The 18853-nt window shown below is 69.3% G+C and carries 13 protein-coding genes and 1 riboswitch; of the genes, 3 read left to right on the top strand and 10 right to left on the bottom strand.

Annotated elements, in window-relative coordinates; translation table 11 throughout:
- Positions 1-95: 95 nt before the first annotated feature.
- The 4 genes from ilvC to AB0J88_RS37955 form a co-directional block, all read right to left on the bottom strand.
- The gene (gene ilvC / locus AB0J88_RS37970) at positions 96-1109 is read right to left on the bottom strand and encodes a ketol-acid reductoisomerase (protein WP_364358666.1); all 1014 of its coding nucleotides are present in this window, start codon (positions 1107-1109) and stop codon (positions 96-98) included.
- 27 nt (positions 1110-1136) lie between these two features.
- On the bottom strand, positions 1137-1652 hold the full coding sequence (ilvN, locus tag AB0J88_RS37965) for an acetolactate synthase small subunit (RefSeq protein ID WP_364358669.1): 516 nt from the start codon (positions 1650-1652) through the stop codon (positions 1137-1139).
- The gene (locus AB0J88_RS37960) at positions 1652-3553 is read right to left on the bottom strand and encodes an acetolactate synthase large subunit (RefSeq protein WP_364358672.1); all 1902 of its coding nucleotides are present in this window, start codon (positions 3551-3553) and stop codon (positions 1652-1654) included. The genes ilvN and AB0J88_RS37960 overlap by 1 nt, the downstream gene beginning before the upstream one ends.
- A gap of 188 nt (positions 3554-3741) precedes the next feature.
- Entirely contained in the window at positions 3742-6153 is a 2412-nt protein-coding gene (locus tag AB0J88_RS37955) for a bifunctional diguanylate cyclase/phosphodiesterase (protein ID WP_364358675.1), read from the bottom strand.
- Between the two features lie 180 nt (positions 6154-6333).
- Between AB0J88_RS37955 and ilvD the strand changes: the two genes are divergently transcribed.
- Entirely contained in the window at positions 6334-8181 is a 1848-nt protein-coding gene (gene ilvD / locus AB0J88_RS37950; RefSeq protein ID WP_364358677.1) for a dihydroxy-acid dehydratase, read from the top strand.
- Here ilvD and AB0J88_RS37945 read toward each other — a convergent pair whose 3' ends face one another.
- Positions 8182-10581: a glycoside hydrolase family 2 TIM barrel-domain containing protein gene (locus tag AB0J88_RS37945; protein ID WP_364358680.1), complete on the bottom strand. Its 2400-nt coding sequence runs from the start codon at positions 10579-10581 to the stop codon at positions 8182-8184.
- 133 nt (positions 10582-10714) lie between these two features.
- On the opposite strand from AB0J88_RS37945, the gene AB0J88_RS37940 reads away from it, so the two are divergent.
- Positions 10715-11737, top strand: a complete 1023-nt coding sequence (locus tag AB0J88_RS37940; RefSeq protein ID WP_364358683.1) for a LacI family DNA-binding transcriptional regulator — start codon at positions 10715-10717, stop codon at positions 11735-11737.
- On the opposite strand, the gene AB0J88_RS37935 is transcribed toward AB0J88_RS37940, so the two are convergent.
- From AB0J88_RS37935 to AB0J88_RS37915, 5 genes are read right to left on the bottom strand one after another with little or no spacing between them, the layout of a single operon-like run.
- Positions 11730-12524 carry an ATP-binding cassette domain-containing protein gene (locus tag AB0J88_RS37935; protein WP_364358686.1) on the bottom strand — a complete coding sequence of 265 codons (795 nt, stop codon included), beginning with the start codon at positions 12522-12524 and terminating at the stop codon, positions 11730-11732. The genes AB0J88_RS37940 and AB0J88_RS37935 overlap by 8 nt on opposite strands.
- A gap of 18 nt (positions 12525-12542) precedes the next feature.
- A complete protein-coding gene (locus AB0J88_RS37930; protein ID WP_364358689.1) occupies positions 12543-13502 on the bottom strand; it encodes an ABC transporter ATP-binding protein in 960 nt (319 codons plus the stop codon).
- Positions 13499-14404 carry an ABC transporter permease gene (locus tag AB0J88_RS37925; RefSeq protein ID WP_364358692.1) on the bottom strand — a complete coding sequence of 302 codons (906 nt, stop codon included), beginning with the start codon at positions 14402-14404 and terminating at the stop codon, positions 13499-13501. The genes AB0J88_RS37930 and AB0J88_RS37925 overlap by 4 nt, the downstream gene beginning before the upstream one ends.
- A complete protein-coding gene (locus tag AB0J88_RS37920) occupies positions 14401-15393 on the bottom strand; it encodes an ABC transporter permease (RefSeq protein ID WP_364358695.1) in 993 nt (330 codons plus the stop codon). Before AB0J88_RS37920 ends, AB0J88_RS37925 begins: the two co-directional genes overlap by 4 nt.
- Positions 15390-17129 carry an ABC transporter substrate-binding protein gene (locus AB0J88_RS37915; RefSeq protein WP_364358698.1) on the bottom strand — a complete coding sequence of 580 codons (1740 nt, stop codon included), beginning with the start codon at positions 17127-17129 and terminating at the stop codon, positions 15390-15392. Before AB0J88_RS37915 ends, AB0J88_RS37920 begins: the two co-directional genes overlap by 4 nt.
- A gap of 236 nt (positions 17130-17365) precedes the next feature.
- A riboswitch (ZMP/ZTP riboswitch) is annotated at positions 17366-17449 on the top strand.
- A gap of 24 nt (positions 17450-17473) precedes the next feature.
- Between AB0J88_RS37915 and glyA the strand changes: the two genes are divergently transcribed.
- A complete protein-coding gene (gene glyA / locus AB0J88_RS37910; RefSeq protein WP_364358701.1) occupies positions 17474-18742 on the top strand; it encodes a serine hydroxymethyltransferase in 1269 nt (422 codons plus the stop codon).
- Positions 18743-18853: the final 111 nt, after the last annotated feature.

The following is an 18853-nucleotide window of genomic DNA, read 5'->3' as shown; positions in this document are numbered from 1 at the left end:
GTAGGCGGCCGGCCGGCGCCCCATGTTCTCCGTCTGGCGTGTTTGCCCTCACAAGGGGAGCTATCGCCCCGAACGAGGTCCGAACGTGTCGATCGTCACGCGGTCTCGGTGATCGGGCGGTCGACCCAGCTCATCATGCCGCGCAGCTTGCGCCCGGTCTCCTCGATCGGGTGAGCCGCGCCTTCCTGACGCCACTTGGTGAAGTTCGGGCGGCCGTTGTCGTCCTCGGCGATCCACTCACGAGCGAACTCGCCGGACTGCACCTCGGAGAGAATGCGCTTCATCTCTTCCTTGACGCGGGCGTCGACGACGCGCGGGCCACGCGAGTAGTCGCCGTACTCGGCGGTGTCCGAGACGCTGTACCGCATCCGGGCGATGCCGCCCTCGTACATCAGGTCGACGATGAGCTTGAGCTCGTGCAGGCACTCGAAGTAGGCGATCTCCGGGGCGTAGCCCGCCTCGGTGAGCACCTCGAAACCGGTCTGCACCAACGCCGACGCGCCTCCACAGAGGACGGCCTGCTCACCGAACAGGTCGGTCTCCGTCTCCTCCTTGAAGGTGGTCTTGATGCCGCCGGCCCGCAGACCACCGATCGCCTTCGCGTACGAGAGGGTGAGCGCGAACGCCTCGCCGGTCGCGTCCTGGTCGACAGCGACGAGCACCGGCACGCCCTTGCCGTCGACGTACTGCCGGCGGACGAGGTGGCCCGGGCCCTTCGGCGCGACCATCGCGACGTCCACGTTGGCCGGTGGCGTGATGAAGCCGTAACGGATGTTCAGGCCGTGACCGAAGAACAACGCGTTGCCGGCGGCCAGGTTGGGCTCGATGGCCTCGGCGTAGAGCTTGCGCTGGGCGGTGTCGGGCGCGAGCACCATGATCACGTCGGCCCAGGCCGAGGCGTCGGCCGGCGTCTCCACGCGCAGGCCCTGCTCCTGTGCCTTCTCGCGGCTCTTCGAGCCTTCCGGCAGACCGATCACGACGTCGACGCCGGAATCCCGCAGCGACAGGGCGTGCGCGTGCCCCTGGCTGCCGTACCCAAGGACGGCGACCTTCTTGCCCTGGATGATCGACAGATCGGCGTTGTCGTCGTAGAAAACCTCTGCGGTCATTGCTTCCCTCTCGCGTGTTGCTGTCTCTTAGGCGGCGCGGAGCGCCGGCCCCGTGGTGATGGAACGTGACCCGCGCCCGATCGCGACCATCCCCGACTGGACCATTTCCTTGATCCCGTACGGTTCGAGGTCGCGCAGCAGCGCGTCCAGCTTGTCCGATGTGCCGGTCGCTTCGATAGTCAACGTGTCAGCGGCCACGTCGATGACGCGGGCCCGGAACAGGTCAACGGTCTCGAGCACCTGGGAGCGGATCGCGCGGTCGGCGCGCACCTTCACGAGGACGAGCTCGCGCTGCACCGACTGCACCGGGTCGAGCTCGACGATCTTGAGGACGTTGACCAGCTTGTTGAGCTGCTTGGTGACCTGCTCCAGCGGGGACTCGTCGGCGTTGACGACGATGGTGATCCGGGAGATCTCAGGGTGCTCGGTCTCACCGACCGCCAGCGAGTCGATGTTGAAGCTCCGCCGGGAGAACAGCCCCGAGACGCGGGCCAGGACACCGGGCTTGTTCTCCACGAGCACAGACAGGGTGTGCTTGGTCATCACAACTCATCCTCGTCGAAGGCCGGGCGGACGCCGCGGGCGAACATGATCTCGTCGTTGCTGGTGCCGGCGGCCACCATCGGCCACACCATCGCGTCTTTGCCGACCACGAAGTCGATGACGACCGGGGCGTCGTTGATCGCCATCGCGGCCTCGATCGTCTTGTCGACGTCTTCCTTCGTCTCGCAGCGCAGCCCGATGCAGCCGAGCGCCTCGGCGAGCTTCACGAAGTCGGGGATACGGTGCTTGTGCGTGCCCAGGTCGGTGTTGGAGTAGCGCTCGCCGTAGAACAGCGTCTGCCACTGCCGGACCATGCCGAGGTTGCCGTTGTTGATCACGGCGACCTTGATCGGGATGCCCTCCAGCGCGCAGGTCGCCAGCTCCTGGTTGGTCATCTGGAAGCAGCCGTCGCCGTCGATCGCCCACACCGTCGTGCCGGGCATGCCGACCTTGGCACCCATCGCCGCCGGCACCGCGTAGCCCATCGTGCCCGCGCCGCCGGAGTTGAGCCAGGTGTGTGGCTTCTCGTAGCTGATGAACTGCGACGCCCACATCTGGTGCTGACCGACGCCCGCGCAGTAGATCGCGTCCGGGCCGGCGATCTTGCCGATCCGCTCGATCACGTACTGCGGTGCGAGCGTGCCGTCGGAGGGCTCGTCGTAGCCGAGCGGGTAGCGCTGGCGCAGGTCGTCGAGCTGCGCCCACCACGCGGTGCGGTCGCCGGTGCGGCCCGCGGCCTGCTCGGCGGTGATCGCGCCGATCAGCTCGTCGATCACGTAGCGGGCGTCGCCCACGATCGGGACGTCGGCCGCGCGGTTCTTGCCGATCTCGGCGGGGTCGATGTCGGCGTGCACGACCGCGGCGTCCGGCGCGAACGAGTCGAGCTTGCCGGTCACCCGGTCGTCGAACCGCGCGCCGAGGCAGACCAGCAGGTCGGACTTCTGCAGCGCGTAGACGGCGGCGACCGAGCCGTGCATGCCGGGCATGCCGAGGTGCTGCGGGTGCGAGTCGGGGAAGGCGCCGCGGGCCATCAGCGTGGTGACCACGGGGATGTTGGTGAGCTCGGCGAGCTTGCGCAGGCCCTCGGTGGCGCCGGCCTTGAGCACGCCGCCACCGACGTACAGGACGGGGCGCTTGGCGCCGCTCATCAGCCGCGCGGCCTCGCGGATCTGCTTGCCGTGCGGGTGCATCGTCGGGCGGTAGCCGGGCAGGTCGAGCGTCGGAGGCCAGCTGAAGGTGGTCTGCGCCTGCAGGATGTCCTTGGGCACGTCGACGAGGACCGGGCCGGGCCGGCCGGTGCTGGCCAGGTGGAACGCCTCGGCCAGGACTTGCGGGATCTCCTCAGCGGTCTGCACGAGGAAGTTGTGCTTGGTGATCGGCAGGGTGATGCCTTGGATGTCGGCTTCCTGGAAGGCGTCCGTGCCGATCGAGGGCCGCGGCACCTGACCGGTGATCGCGACGACCGGGACCGAGTCCATGTACGCGTCGGCGATCGGCGTGACCAGGTTGGTCGCGCCCGGCCCGGAGGTGGCGATGCAGACGCCGACCTTGCCGGTGGCCTGGGCGTAGCCGGTGGCCGCGTGACCCGCGCCCTGCTCGTGGCGGACGAGGATGTGGCGGACGGACGAGTCGTAGATCGGGTCGTACGCGGGGAGGATCGCTCCGCCGGGGATCCCGAACGCGACCTCGACGCCGAGCGACTCGAGCGACTTGACGAGCGACTGCGCGCCGGTGATCTTGGCCGGGGCGGGCTGGGCGGCCGGCGCCGGGCGGTCGGCCTGGTGCCGCTCCGTCGACTGCTGCGCTCGCTCGGCGTGATTGCCGTGCGCGGCCTGTGCGGCGACCGTCGCGGGAGTGGCGTGGATCCGGTGGGCGATGGTCTCGGGAGTGGGTCTCGTCATGGCGGGTGCCTTCGCTCGGTTCTGCGCTCGTGTGGTGTTGGTGTTCTTTGGTGACCTTCAGTGATCGGGGTCACGTGTGTCCGGGCACAAAAATGGCCCTCGTGCTTGATGCACGGGGCCAGCGCACTCTCTAAGAACGAGAGTGCGCTCAGGTAAGTACTCGAGACGACCAGCGTGGCGACATGGGGCTAACTCTGACGTATCTCGCGGGATGAGTCAACTGATCCCACATCCTGGACAGGGGGTGTCGGAGCCAACCGCTGGGCGGGCGGCGCGAGCTCCCCACACGCAGGGCGATCAGCGATCTTGTCGGACTTGACCTTCTCGGGCCGCGCACCGGGCGAGGTGGCGGCGTCGAGCAACGCCTCGAAGTGCTCCGCCGGCACACCCCAGCCGAAGAGCTGGCCCTGACCGAACCGGCATCCCGCGCCCTGGACCGCGGCCTGCTCACGCTGGTTGGTGACACCCTCGGCGATCACCTCGAGGCCGAGCCGGTGGCCCAGCCGCACCACGATGTCGACGAGCGGGCCGCCGCCCTGGGGCTTTCCCTTTCCGGCGGGCTCGAGGCCGCCGGCCAGCGTGGCCAGCGGTGCGAGCCCGTGGTCGACGCTCGGCTCGGTCTCGGCGACCAGGCTGTGGTCGATCTTGAGGATGTCGATCGGCAGGCGGCGCAGTTGGCCGAGCGAGGAGAACCCACTGCCGAAGTCGTCGAGTGCGATGCGTACGCCGATCGCGCGCAGCGCCCGCAACCGCTTGATCAGTTCGTCGAGGTCGATCGCGACCGCCTGCTCGGTCACCTCCAGCACCAGCCGTTGCGGCGGCACCCGGTGTGCGCGAAGCGCCTCGGCGACCTGGTCGACGTATTCCGCGGCGTGCAGTTCGCGCGGCGACACGTTGACGCTGACCCAGACGTCGTGCCCGTCGGCCAACCACCGGGAGAGCTGGTGGCACGCCTGGTGGAGGACCCAGGCGCCGATCTTGGCGATCATGCCGCACTCTTCCGCGATCGGGATGAAGTCGTCGGGTCGCACCTGGCCGAGCTCGGGGTGGTGCCAGCGGATCAGGGCCTCGGCGCCGACCGGGCGGATCGACGGCATGATCACCACGGGCTGGAAGGCGAGGTGCAGCTCGCCCCGGTCGATCGCGCCGCGCAGCTCGTGCTCGATCGTGGTGCGCCGCCGCAGCAGCTGGTCGTAGGAGGCGTGGTAGCGCTCGACCCGGTTCTTGCCGCGCTGCTTGGCGTAGCGCAGGGCGAGGTCGGCGTGCTGGAGCAGGGTGGTGTCGTCGGACGCGGTCTCGCCGCCGGCGACGCCGATGCTGACGCTCAGGAAGACCCGGCCGGACTGCTGCTCGTAGGGCTTGTTGAGCACCCTGAGCAGGCGCTCCGCGGCACCCTGCGCCTCGTGCGGCTTGGCCCACATCAGCACCGCGAACTCGTCGCCGCCGAGCCGGGCCGCCACGTCGCCCGGGCGGAGGTTCATCCGAAGCCGCTGGCCGACCTCGACCAGCACGTCGTCGCCGACGTCGTGGCCGCGCATGTCGTTGACGTTCTTGAAGCCGTCGAGGTCGAGGCCGAGCAGCACGCACGGCTTGTCGGGCTCGACCTCTTCGGCGAGCGCGCGGAGCAGGCCACGCCGGTTGGCCAGGCCCGTGAGCGGGTCGGTGTGCGCCAGCTCCTTGAAGTGGGCCTCGCGGTCCTGCATGCGGACGGCGTAGTTGCGCACGTCGCGCAGGGCCACGAACTGCCGGACGGCCAGGGCGAAGCCTTCCAGGCTGCCGAGAGCGATGCCCATCGTGGTGATCTGGCCGCCGGCCATCACGTGCACCATGCCGGAGATCGCCATCCCCATCATCGGGACGAAGGCGTAGGACGCCCCGTGCCGGATGACGTCGAGCTCGGCGATCGCCTCGGTGTCGCGGCCACGGCCGGCGAACGCGACGACCATCAGCGCGATCGGCATCACCACACCGCTGAGCGTGGCCAGGCCGGGACCGCCCTGGCAGAGCCCGGCGGTGAGCCCGACGCCGCAGACGGCGACGGAGATCGCACCGCAACCCATCAGCAACAGGCGCAGCCGGGAGCCGGCGCCGCGCATGGTGACGATCACGACGATGCCGACCGCGAGGGCCGCCGCGCCGGCCGCGATGAAGATGCCGACGCACGGGCGCGGGGTCGCCTTGCCGAAGATCTGCGCTGGCGGGGAGACCAGCACCCAGCCGACGAACCACAACGCGAACGCGATCACCAGCGCGTCGAGCAGGTGCCGGCCGGCGATGCGCCGGGTGCCCGCCGCCCACGGCAGCCGGAGCAGGCCGGCGCACATGACGATGCTGCTGATGGCCGTGCCCAGGCCGATGCCGATGGCGAAGTCGGTGCGGGCCGCCTGGTGGTGGCCCCATTGCTCGGCGAACGTGAGGACGCCGACGAGGGCGATCGCGGTGGTCAGCGCCGCCAGGGCACTGCCGATCGCGAGCATGAGGTGGGCCTGCCGCGCGGCACCCACTCGGGCGCGCGCGGACGAGACCAACAGGACCGTGACGACAGCGGCCGCCAAGGTGCCTGCGGCGGCCGCTAATGCAGCACCGGTCCCGAAGTGCACGTATCAACTGTGCCGGATCGAAACCGTGCATGGGGGACTGTCTGTGCGACGCGTAATGTACTGACTCGTTGCGCACATTCCGGCATATGGTGCGAATCACGCCGGCCGTTGTCCCGCCTGGTGGACGTTCGGCGTACCTGGCGGGCGCTCGTCCGGTTTCGTGGTGCGAGACTTGACAACATGCCTGAGCTGCGTTCCAGAACTTCCACCCACGGGCGGACGATGGCCGGCGCCCGGGCCCTCTGGCGGGCCACCGGGATGACCGACGACGACTTCGGTAAGCCGATCGTGGCGATCGCCAACAGCTTCACGCAGTTCGTACCCGGGCATGTCCACCTTCGCAACATGGGCTCGCTCGTGTCCGAGGCGGTCACCGAGGCCGGCGGCGTCGGCCGCGAGTTCAACACGATCGCCGTCGACGACGGCATCGCGATGGGCCACGGCGGCATGCTCTACTCGCTGCCCAGCCGCGAGCTGATCGCGGACGCGGTCGAGTACATGGTCAACGCGCACTGTGCCGACGCCCTTGTCTGCATCTCGAACTGCGACAAGATCACGCCGGGCATGCTGATCGCCGCGCTCCGGCTCAACATCCCCACCGTGTTCGTCTCCGGCGGCCCGATGGAAGCCGGCAAGACCATCGCCATCGACGGCGTCGTGGGCAACAAGCTCGACCTGATCGACGCGATGATCGCCTCGTCCAACGACTCGGTGACCGACGCCGAGCTCAGCGAGATCGAGAAGTCGGCCTGTCCGACCTGCGGGTCCTGCTCCGGCATGTTCACCGCCAACTCGATGAACTGCCTGACCGAGGCGATCGGCCTGGCCCTGCCGGGCAACGGCTCGACGCTGGCCACCCACTCGGCCCGACGCCAGCTCTTCCTCGACGCGGGGCGGACGGTCGTCGACCTGGCCCGCCGCTACTACGACGGTGACGACTCCTCCGTCCTGCCGCGCAACATCGCGACCCGGCCGGCGTTCGAGAACGCGGTCGCGCTCGACGTGGCCATGGGCGGCTCCACCAACACCGTGTTGCACCTGCTGGCCGCCGCCCGGGAGGCCGAGCTCGACTTCGGCGTCAAGGACATCGACGCGATCTCGCGCCGGGTGCCGTGCCTGGCCAAGGTGGCGCCGAACACGCAGAAGTACCACATGGAGGACGTGCACCGGGCCGGCGGCATCCCGGCCATCCTGGGCGAGCTGGCCCGGGGCGGGGCGCTGGACACGGCGGTGCACTCGGTGCACTCGCCGTCGCTGTCGTCCTGGCTCTCCGAGTGGGACATCCGGAGCGGGTCGGCTTCGCCCGCCGCGGTCGAGCTCTTCCACGCGGCTCCGGGCGGGGTGCGGACGACCGAGCCGTTCTCGACGTCCAACCGTTGGTCCACGTTGGACACCGACGCCGCCGACGGGTGCATCCGGGACTTCGCGCACGCGTACACGGCCGATGGTGGTCTGGCCATACTGCACGGCAACCTGGCGCCGGAGGGGTCGGTGGTCAAGACCGCCGGCGTCGACGAGGAGCTCTGGACCTTCCGCGGACCGGCCAAGGTGTTCGAGTCGCAGGAGGCCGCGGTCGACGCGATCCTGGCCAAGGAGATCCAGCCGGGCGACGTGGTGGTCATCCGCTACGAGGGGCCGAAGGGTGGGCCGGGCATGCAGGAGATGCTCTACCCGACCTCGTTCCTCAAGGGACGCGGGCTGGGCAAGGCGTGCGCTCTCATCACCGACGGCCGGTTCTCCGGCGGCACGTCGGGCCTGTCCATCGGGCACGTCTCGCCCGAGGCGGCGGGTGGTGGGTTGATCGCGTTGATCGAAGAGGGCGACGAGATCGTCATCGACATCCCCACGCGGGCGTTGACGCTCAACGTGGCCGACGACGTGATCGAGGCGCGGCGGATCGCGCAGGAGAAGCGCGACAAGCCCTACACCCCGATCGACCGGGTACGGCCGGTGTCGGCAGCGCTCCGGGCGTACGCGTCGATGGCGACCTCGGCCAGCGACGGCGCTTACCGGAAGGTGCCGGAGTAGCTAGTCGTTGACGCAGCGGAGCACGGGCTTGCTCGTCAGCTCGTCCAGGGCGGCGGCGGTCGCGACGGTGAACGTGACCGCCTCGCCCGGGAACAGGGTTCGTAGGGCGTCGTCGACCTCGGCGGCGGGGTCGAGGCGGTCCGGGTAGATCGTGAGGTCCCGCAGGAACGTGCGGGCCGTGACGGTCAGCTTGTTCCGCCCGGTTGACGCGACGTCGTACGCGGCCTTCGGATAGGCGACGTCCTTGTCCTCCGCGTAGAAGTGCCACGCGCGGTCGGCTCCGTCGGCCTCGGCCCAGAGCACCTCCGCGCGCTGGTCGTCGGGTGGGGTCACGTCGTGGGCCAGCTCTTCTTTCCCGTATGGCGGCACGGTGACGTGGATCTTCGTTTCCGCCTCGACGTAGCCGTCCAAGGTGGACCGTCGCACGACCAGTTCGGTGTGCCACGGTGTCGCGGTCTCGTTGACCAGCACTGCCCTGGTCTCGTCGAGGACCAGGAGCCGGTCCGCGTACGCGCGGCGCAGGGCGTGCCACATGGGCTTGCGCCTGCCCGCCCCGTCGACGGCGCTCCAGGACGTGACGGGCCAGCAGTCGTTGAGCTGCCAGACGATCGTGCCCATGCAGTGCGGCCTCATGGCGCGGAAGTGCTCGATGGCGGTGGTGATGGCGCGCGCCTGGTTGACCTGGGTCAGATAGTGCCAGTCGTCGGTGTCGCGGGGTTCCCTGAAGTGCCGGTCGAGCCCCCGTCGGAGTTTGCGGTCGCCGTCGGTCGCCTTCTGGTGGTGGCGCATGCCCGGTGACGTCGGGGTCAGGGGGTCGTCGCTGATGGCCTCTTTCAGGGTCGCCCAGGCGGGAGGGGCCTGGTAGCCGAACTCCGCCACGAAGCGTGGGCTGTGGTCGCGGTAGTGGCCGTAGTCGAGCTGGTTCCAGACGTCCCAGATGTGCATGGTGCCGTGGGCGGGGTCGTTCGGATGGCGGTCCTGCGTGCCCGACCACGGGCTGCCCGGCCAGTACGGGCGGGTCGGGTCGAGCTCGTTGACGATGTCGGGCAGCACGCGGTGGTAGTAGCCGGCGCCCCAGGTGCGCTCCCCCAGCCGGTCACGCCAGCCCCAGTCCTCGTGGCCCCAGAGGTTCTCGTTGTTGCCGCACCACCAGAGCAGGCTCGGGTGGTGCGAGAGGCGGACCACCTGCTCGGCCGCCTCGGCCGCGACCTCGGAGGCGAACGGCTCCTCCTCCGGGTAGGCGGCGCAGGCGAACAGGAAGTCCTGGGTGACCATGAGGCCGTGCTCGTCGGCGAGGTCGTAGAAGTCGTCGGACTCGTAACGGCCGCCGCCCCAGACGCGGAGCAGGTTGACGTTGGCTCCCTGGCCCTGGCGGAACCGGTGCTCGAGCCGGTCCCGGGTGATCCGCGTCGGGAAGACATCGTCGGGGATCCAGTTGACGCCGCGTACGAAGATCGGCCGGCCGTTGACCACGACCGTGAACGGGGTGCCGTGCTCGTCGGGCGTGGTGTCCAGCCGGACGTCGCGGAACCCGACCTTCCGGTGCCAGCTGTCGAGCTTGGCGCCGGTGCTGTCGGTCAGGGTGACCTCGAGGTCATAGCGGTCCTGCTCGCCGTGGCCTCGCGGCCACCAGAGCCGGACGTCGGGCACCTCGACGATCGCGGCGGCGGTGCTGCTGTCGACGGCGGCGGTCGCGCGGTGGCCCGCGATCGTCGCGGTCAGGGTGAGCGGACCGTCGACCGCCCGCTCGACATCGGCGTGCACCTCGACCCGGCCGGCCTCGGCGTCGACCGTCACCAGTGGACGGACGCGGCGCAACCGGGCGGTGTGCCAGAGGTCGAGCTCGATCGGTTGCCAGATGCCGGCGGTGACCAGCGTCGGTCCCCAGTCCCAGCCGAAGTTGCAGGCCATCTTGCGGATGAAGTTGAACGGCTCGGGATAGGCGTTGGGCCGGTCGCCGAGCTCCTGCTGCCAGTGCCGGGCGTACTCGCGGGCCGGCCTGAAGACGATCCTCAGCTCGTTGGCGCCCGGGCGCAGTCCGTCGCGCACGTCGAAGCGGTAGGACCGGTGCATGTTGGCGGTGCTGCCCAGCGGGACACCGTTGAGCTCGATCTCGGCGACGGTGTCGAGCCCGGCACAGACGAGATCGACCCGGTCATGGCCGCCGCCGCCGTGCCAGTCGAAGGTGGTCGCGTAGTGCCACGTCGCCTCGCCGATCCACCGCAGCGCGCTCTCGTTGCTGTCGTGGAACGGGTCCGGGATCAGGCCCGCCGCGAGCAGGTCGGTGTGCACGCAACCCGGCACCGTCGCGGGAATCGGGCCGGCCGCCGCCACCTCGGGCGGCACCGCGTCGCCGGACGCGGGCATCAGGGTCCAGCCGGAATTGAGCATTTTCCGCATGGGCGTCGACCCTTCGCCGATCCGACCTGCTGAACCGGATAAGTAAAATTGACGGTACGATGAGCGCGGGAATGCTGTCAACGGCGGTGATAGCTTGCCCTTGTCGTGGTCCTGCGGGTGCGGGAGGCATTGGGTGAAGCGGCCGACGATTGCCGACATCGCCGCCCGGGCGGGCGTGTCCAAGGGCGCGGTCTCCTACGCGCTCAACGGCCAACGCGGCGTCTCGGAGACGACGCGCCGGCGGATCCTCGCGATCGCCGAGGAGATCGGCTTCAACCCGCACAGCGCGGCGCGTGCCCTGTCCGGCGCTCCGGCCGACACGATCGGCCTGGCGCTGCGCCGGCCGGCCCGGGTGCTCGGCTTCGAACCGTTCTACATGGAGCTGATCAGCGGCGTCGAGGCCGAACTGTCGGCCCGCGGCCAGGCGCTGATGCTGCAGATCGTCGCCGACGCCGACGCCGAGATCGACGTCCACCGGCGGTGGTGGGGCGAACGCCGCGTCGACGGCGTGCTCATCTGCGACCTGCGGGTCGACGACCCGCGCATCCCGGTGGTCACCGACCTGCGGTTGCCCGCGGTCGTGGTCGGCGGGCCGGAGGGCGTGGGCGACCTGCCGCACGTCTGGAACAACGACGCCGTCGCGCTGACCGAGACGGTCGAATACCTGGCGGCGCTCGGCCACCGCCGGATCGCCCGGGTGGCGGGGCTGCCGGACCTGTGGCACACCCAGGTGCGGGCGTCCGCGTTCGAGGGCGCGTGCGCGCGCCTCGGCGTCAGCGCCGCGCTGACGGTGAGCACCGACTACTCGGGCGAGGAAGGGGCGCGGGCCACCCGGCGCCTGCTCAGCGGCGAGACCCGACCGACCGCGGTGATCTACGACAACGACGTGATGGCGATCGCCGGCCTGGGGGTGGCCCAGGAGATGGGCCTGACGGTCCCCGGCGACCTGTCCATCGTGGCCTTCGACGACTCGTCGCTGTGCCGGCTGGTGCATCCCGCTCTGACGGCGCTGACGCGCGACATCCCGGCCTACGGCGCCCTGGCGGCCCGTCAGCTGCTGGCGGCCATCGCGGGTCAGCCGGTCGGCTCGGTCGAGGACACTCCCGCCAAGCTGGCGCCGAGAGCCAGCACCGGCCGCCCGATCGCCTCTACTTAACCGGTTCATCCCATCGCCGGTGCAAATGCGGCACAGCCGCGAGCAGATCGCGGGTGTATTCGTGGCTCGGGTTGGTGAAGACGGTTTCCGTGGGGCCGGCCTCGACCACCTCCCCGGCACGGAGGATGACGGTGCGATCGCTGATGTACGTGCCGAGAGCCAGGTCGTGGGTGACGAACAGAACGCCGAGCCCCGTCGCCTTGAGCTCCCCCAGCAGGTTCAGCACGTCGATCCGGGTCGAGGCGTCGAGCATGCTGATGATCTCGTCGGCCACCAGCAGGCGGATGTCGAGCAACAGCGCCCGGGCGATCAGCATCCGCTGGAGCTGGCCGCCGCTGAGCTGGTGCGGGTACTTGTCCAGGACGTCGGCCGGCTCCAGCCGCACCCCGTGCAGCGCGGCCTCCACCTTTTGGCGCCATCGGGCCGCGGGGACCGATCCGAAGAAGCCGTCGCGTACCAGGGTGAAGACCCGGTCCGCCTTGAACACCGGGTTGAAGGTGCTGAACGGGTCCTGGAACACGCCCTGCACCTGCCGGTGGTAGCCGTGCGAGGCCCGCCCGCGCAGCCCGGAGACCGGGACGCCGTCGAACGTGATCCGGCCCTTGGTGGGTGTGGCGAGCCCGAGCGCCATGCGGCCGATCGTGGTCTTGCCGCTGCCGCTCTCGCCGATGAGCGAGACCACCTCGCCCGGCCCGACAGTCAACGACACGTCCTTGACCGCCGTGAGCTCGCGACTGCCGAACGCACCGAGCCGAAAGGTCTTGGACACCTGGTCAAGCCGCAGCATGCTGAACCCGCCCTCCGGTCATGAGCCGGCCTTCCAGCAGGCCACGTGGTGGTTCTCGGCGACCTCCACGAACGGTGGTTGTTCCGCGCACTTGTCGACGGCGAGCGGGCACCGCGCGCGGAACCGGCAGCCTTGCGGCGGGTTGCGCAGGCCCGGCGGCCGGCCGGGTATGCCGGTCAACCTCCGTTCGCTGAACCGGGCACCGACCTCGGGCAGCGCGCCGATCAACAGCTGCGTGTAGGGGTGGAGCGGTTCGGTCACGACGGCGTCGGACGGCGCCTTCTCCGCCAGGCGTCCCGCGTACATCACCATGATGGTGTCGGCGATCTGGTAGACCAGCGAAATGTCGTGGGTGACGACCAGCATGCCGCGCACGTAGCCCCGATCGCGGAACTCGACCAGGGTTTGGGCGACCGCGCGCTGGTTCGAGACGTCCAACGCCGAGGTCACCTCGTCGGCCACGAGCAGTGCGGGGTCGCGGAGGGTGGACAGGACCAGCACCACGCGCTGCTTCATGCCCCCGGACAGCTCCATCGGGTAGTTGTCGAGGACCGTCTCCGGCAGTCCGACCAGCGCCAGACGGCGGATCAACTCCGGCCGGGTGGCCGCGTACGACATTCCGCGCGCGTCCAGCAGGTCCGCCACCAGCCGGCCGATGCGGCGGGTCGGGTTGAGGGCGCTCATCGCGTACTGCGGAATGATCGACACGGAGGTGAAGCGGAACCGGTTCATCGCGCGGTCGTCGGCGATCGGCAGGGTCTGCCCGTCGACCGTCACCGTGCCGCCCACGTGCTTCATCCGGTTGTCCAGGCGAACCAGCGCTTTGCCCAATGTGGACTTTCCACAGCCTGACTCGCCGACGACGCCCATGATCTCGCCGTCCGCCACCGTGAACGAGACGCCGTCGAGAGCCCGGACGTCGCCCCGCAGGGTCCGGTAGTAGACCTTCAGGTCGTCGACCTGGAGCGGCACGGTCACATCTCCCGCAGCTTGGGGTTGAAGACCTCGTCGAGACCGACGTTCATCACGTAGAGCGCGCCCACGATCGCGGTGATCGCCGCACCGGGCGGCACGAACCACCACCACAGTCCCAGATGGAGCGCGCTCCAGTGGACCGCGCTGTTCATCATCAGCCCGAGCGAGGTCGCGTCCGTCGGACCGAGGCCGATGAAGTCGAGGGTCGCGGCCATCAGCACCGAGCCGCCGAACAGCAGGATGAACGTCATGAACAGGTAGGAGCTCATGTTCGGCGCGATCTCCCGGCGGATGACGGCCAGCGGACGCATGCCGCTCAACCGGGCCAGGTCGACGAACTCGCGCGACCGCAGAGAAAACGTCTGCGCCCGCACCGCGCGGGCTACCCAGGGCCAGGAGAACAGGCCGATGAACAGGGCCTGCATCGCCACCGAGGTGACGCCGACGTACGCGTGCAGGATGATCAGGACCGCCAGCGCCGGAAGCACCAGGACGATGTTGGTCAGCATGTTGAGCAGCTCGTCGACCAGGCCGCCCCGGTAGCCGGCGACGAACCCGACGGTCATCCCGATCAGCCCGGCCAGGCCGCCACCCAGCGCACCGACCACGAACGTCGACCGGATGCCGTTGGCGAACTGGAGGAACACGTCCTGCCCGAAGGTGGTCGTGCCGAACCAGTAGTCGGCCGAGGGCGGTGCTGCCGGCGGGCCGACGTACTCGTTGGGTCCGTGGTCGGTGAAGAGCGGTGCCACCAGGCCGAGCACGAGGAGCCCCAGGATCACCACCACCGCGCCGACCACCTTCTTGTTGCGCAGCGCGAAATGCAGCGTCTCACGCCGCCGCCCGACCGTCGGCTCGGCGATCGCGGGCACGCCAGGCGCGGCCACGTGCTCTGTGTCGGTCACGTCGCCCCCTGCATGCCGGTCCGGGTGCGCGGGTCCACCAGGACGTAGACGATGTCGATCACGAAGTTGGCCACCAGCACGCCGATCACGATGAACAGGAAGGCGCCCTGCAGCAGGAAGAAGTCCTGGTTCTGGATCGCCTGCAGGATGAGGTGGCCGAGCCCCGGGTAGGCGAACACGATCTCGGTCACCAACGCGCCGGACACCAGCACGCCGAGCTGCAGGGCCAGCCCGGTGATCTGCGGCAGGAGCGCGTTGCGGAACGCGTACCGCCGGATCAGCCGGCGCGGTGCGCCGAGCGCCGCGAGGTAGCTGGCGTAGTCGGCCTCCAGCTCGTAGATGATCAGGTTGCGCATGCCGATCGCCCAGCCACCGAAGGCCACCAGGAACAGCGAGAGGAACGGCAGGAACCAATGCTGGGCCAGGCTTCCGACGAAGGCCCACGACCAGTCCGGGCGCAGCTCGAAGCTGTAGCCGCCGGCCACCGGGAACACGCCGGCCACGATCCCCAGACCCCAGGCGAGCAGGATGCCCAGCCACATGTACGGCGTGGCGGTCAGCGCGTACGAGACCGGCAGTGCGGTGTTGTCGAGCCACGTGCTGCGGGCCGCCAGCGCGCCCACCTTGTTGCCGGCCCACCAGCTCAACAGGATCGAAGGCAGCAGGAGCGCCAGCGTGTACGGCACCGCGTCGAGGATCACGTCGGCCACCGGCGCGGGGAACAGCCAGACACTGACGCCCAGGTTGCCCTGGAACAGCTCGACCCAGTAGTTGACGTACTGCTTCCACAATGGAACGTCGAGCCCGAAGAGGTCCTCGTAGTACGCCCGCATCGGCGCGATCGCGTCGGGGTTCGAGACCGACGTGCGGGTCAGCATCCGCAGGACCGGGTCCCCCGGCATGAACCGGGGGATGATCCAGTTGAGCGTCACCGCGACGACGAAGGTCAGCGTGTAGATCGCGAGCTTGCGGCCGAAGTACCGCCTCATCCGGCGACCGGCTTCAGCTGGGTCAGCATCTTGACGCTGCCCATCTCCCACAGGTTGTTCCAGGTGGTCGGCAGGTCCTTGGGCGCGCCGTCGGCGGACGACGGCCAGTTCGTCCAATGTGTGGTGTTGAACTGTGCCCACAGGCCGTTGTACCAGAGCGGGATCATCGGCAGCTCCGTGAGGTGGATCCGCTCGAGCTCGCTCATGGTGGTCTTGAACTCGGGCGCGTCCTTGGACGTGCGGGCCAGCTTCTGCACGAGGTCCCACGCCGCCTTGTTCTCGTAGCGCGCGAAGTTGGCGGTGAACTGCTGCTTCCGCACGGGGAGCTGGAAGACGTAGTTGTAGTAGTTCCACGGCGTGTTGGACAGCCCGGCCCAGTTGTTGAGCACCAGGTCGAACGTGCCGGCCGTGCGGGCGTCGTCGAGCGCGCCAGCGTCGGGGAACTCGGGCACCACGTTGATCCCGGCGGCCTGCGCGCCGGCGCTGATCACCCGGGCGGCCTCCATCCAGTCCGTCCAGCCGGCCGGCACGATCAGCGACAGCTTGACCGGCTTACCGTCCTTGCCCTCGACGAAGCCGTCCCTGTCGGTGTCCCGGTAGCCGGCGTCCGCGAGGGTCTTCTTCGCCTTGGCGGTGTCGAAGCTGAACCCGTTCTGGCTCACCACACTCTGGTCGACGAACTGGTCCCAGACCGGCAGCAGCCCCGTCGGGTTGGCGGCGCGCACGATGTTGCCGTACACGCCTTCGACGATCTTCTTCGTCTCGATCGAGCTGGCCAACGCCCGCCGGAACGCGACGTCGTTCATCGGCGCCTTGGTGGTGTTGGGGATCAGCATCGCGATGTTGGCGGACAGCATGTAGGGCGGCTCGGCGTAGTACGTCTTGATCTTGAATTCGCCCTTGACCAGGTTCGCGATGCCCGGAAGGAAGTTGTTGGACAGGTCCATGTTGCCCTGCAGCAGCAGACCGAGCGCGACCTCGTTGCTGGAGTTGACGATGTCGACGATGTAGTTGGGCTTGACGTCGAGGTTGAGCGCCTTGGTCGCCCACCAGTCGGCCTTCTTCTTCCACACCATGCGGTCCTGGTCGTGGGTCAGGTACTCGTACGGCCCGGTCCCGATCGGCTTCTCGTTGGCGGTCGTCGTGATGTCGGCCTCGGAGCGCGACTCCCACACGTGCTTGGGCACGATGGCGTTCTCGTAGAGCCAGTTCTCCCACTCCTGGATCCGCGGGTCGGAGAAGGTGAACCTCACGGTGCGCGGGTCGACCACGTCGACGGCCGCGAGCCAGGTCCAGAGATTGCTGTACGGGACGGCTTTGATCTTTCCGAGCTCGACCGTGTACTTGACGTCGTCCGCGGTCAGCGGCTTGCCGTCGCTCCAGTTGACGCCCTCGCGCAGGGTCAGCGTGTAGGTCTTGTCGGCCCACTCGCCCTTCTCTGCCAACCAGGGGGTGATCTCGGTCTGCTGCGGGTCGAAGAGGAACAGCGGCTCGTACGCCAGGCCGACCGTGCCCATCGCGTGGCCGGGGATGATCGGGTTCCAACTGTTCGGCGGCCCCCACTGGGTGCCGCTCGTGTAGAGCGTCTGGTTGCGCGGATAAGCCCCGCCGCCCCCGCCGGGGCCGGGCAGTCCGCCGGCACCGGGCGTCGCCGCGCCGTCGTCGCCGGTGCACCCGGCCATTCCCATGGTGAGCGCCAGCGCGCCCGCCACCAGCCACCTTGACCGCCTGCGCATTGCCGTCCTCCTCGACTGGGAGCCGCCCGACGTGCGATGTAACGGAGATCACTTAACCGGATAAGTAGAGACACTGAAACACGGGTTTTCCGCATCGTCAAGAGCGCTCCCACGGTCTTCGGGCAGGCTTCGGTGTCTCCGGTGGGAGCGCATCCACTTAACCGGTTGCTTCAGCAGTCTTCGATGCCTTGGCGTTGCGGCTGTCGCGTACCGCGGATTCGGCTAGCATTTCCGGGTACTCGCGACTGGCGCAGCGAGGTGGAACTGACCACCGGGGAGCGATCGAAGGCAACGCCGCACCGCGCGCCTGGGTGTGGTGTTCGTCAGATGCCTCAGGAGACGCCGTGCATGTGCCACCGATCCCCCACCTGACCGCCGAAGACCCGCAGCTCGCCACGCTGATCGAGGCCGAGGCCACCCGCCAGCACGACAAGCTGCGGATGATCGCGTCCGAGAACTACGTCTCCGAGGCGGTGCTCGAGGCGAGTTCCACCGTGCTGACGAACAAGTACAGCGAGGGCTACGCCGGCAAGCGCTACTACGAGGGCCAGCAGCTCATCGACCCGATCGAGACACTGGCGATCGACCGGGCGAAGAGCCTGTTCGGTGTCGACCACGCCAACGTCCAGCCGTACTCGGGCTCACCCGCCAACCTCGCCGTCTACCTGGCTTTCCTGCAGCCGGGCGACACGGTGATGGGCATGTCGCTGCCGATGGGCGGCCACCTGACGCACGGCTGGTCGGTCTCGGCGACCGGCAAGTGGTTCAACCCGGTCCGCTACGCGGTCAACCGGGATTCGGGCCGGATCGACCTCGACGAGGTACGCGACCTCGCGCTCGCCTCGCGGCCCAAGGTGATCTTCTGCGGTGGCACCGCCGTGCCCCGGACCATCGACTTCCAGGGTTTCGCGGCCATCGCCCGCGAGGTCGGCGCGGTCCTGGTCGCCGACATCGCCCACATCGCCGGCCTGATCGCGGGCGGAGCGCACCCGTCGCCGGTGGGCCACGCCGACGTGATCACCACGACCACGCACAAGACCCTCCGCGGCCCGCGCGGCGCCATGATCATGGCGACCGCCGAGCACGCGACGGCGATCGACAAGGCTGTTTTCCCTGGCCTGCAGGGTGGCCCGCACAACCACACGACCGCGGCCATCGCGGTGGCGCTGCGGGAGGCTTCGACGGCGGACTTCCGCGCGTACGCGCACCAGGTCGTCGCCAACGCATCGGCGCTCGCTAGCGCGCTGACCGAGCACGGGTTCACGTTGAGCTCCGGTGGCACCGACAACCACCTGATCCTGGCCGACCTGACCAGCAAGGACATCGCCGGCAAGCCGGCCGCCCAGGCGCTCGACCGGGCGGGGATCGAGCTCAACTACAACACGGTGCCGTACGACACCCGCAAGCCGTTCGACCCGTCGGGCATCCGGCTGGGCACGGCGGCCCTGACCACCCGCGGCCTGACCGAGGAGCACATGCCGCAGGTGGCCGCGTGGATGGACGAGACGGTCTCGGCCGCGCTCAAGGACGACGAGGCGACGATCGAACGGATCGCCGGCGAGGTCCGCGACCTGCTCACCGCGTTCCCGATGCCGGGTTACCGCGCCGCCTGATCGCTATCGAGTGGGCCGGTGCCGGCGAGTTCAGGACGTTCGTCAAGGTCGCGCTGCCGCTCCTGCGGCCGGTGATCGTGACCGTGCTGCTGCTGTCGGTCGTGCAGTCGT

The organism is Asanoa sp. NPDC049475 (assembly GCF_040676915.1).
In the GTDB taxonomy this organism is placed as follows: Bacteria; Actinomycetota; Actinomycetes; order Mycobacteriales; family Micromonosporaceae; genus Asanoa.
The sequence above is the reverse complement of the archived record's forward strand: the minus strand, read 5'-3'. Positions and strand labels throughout refer to the sequence as shown.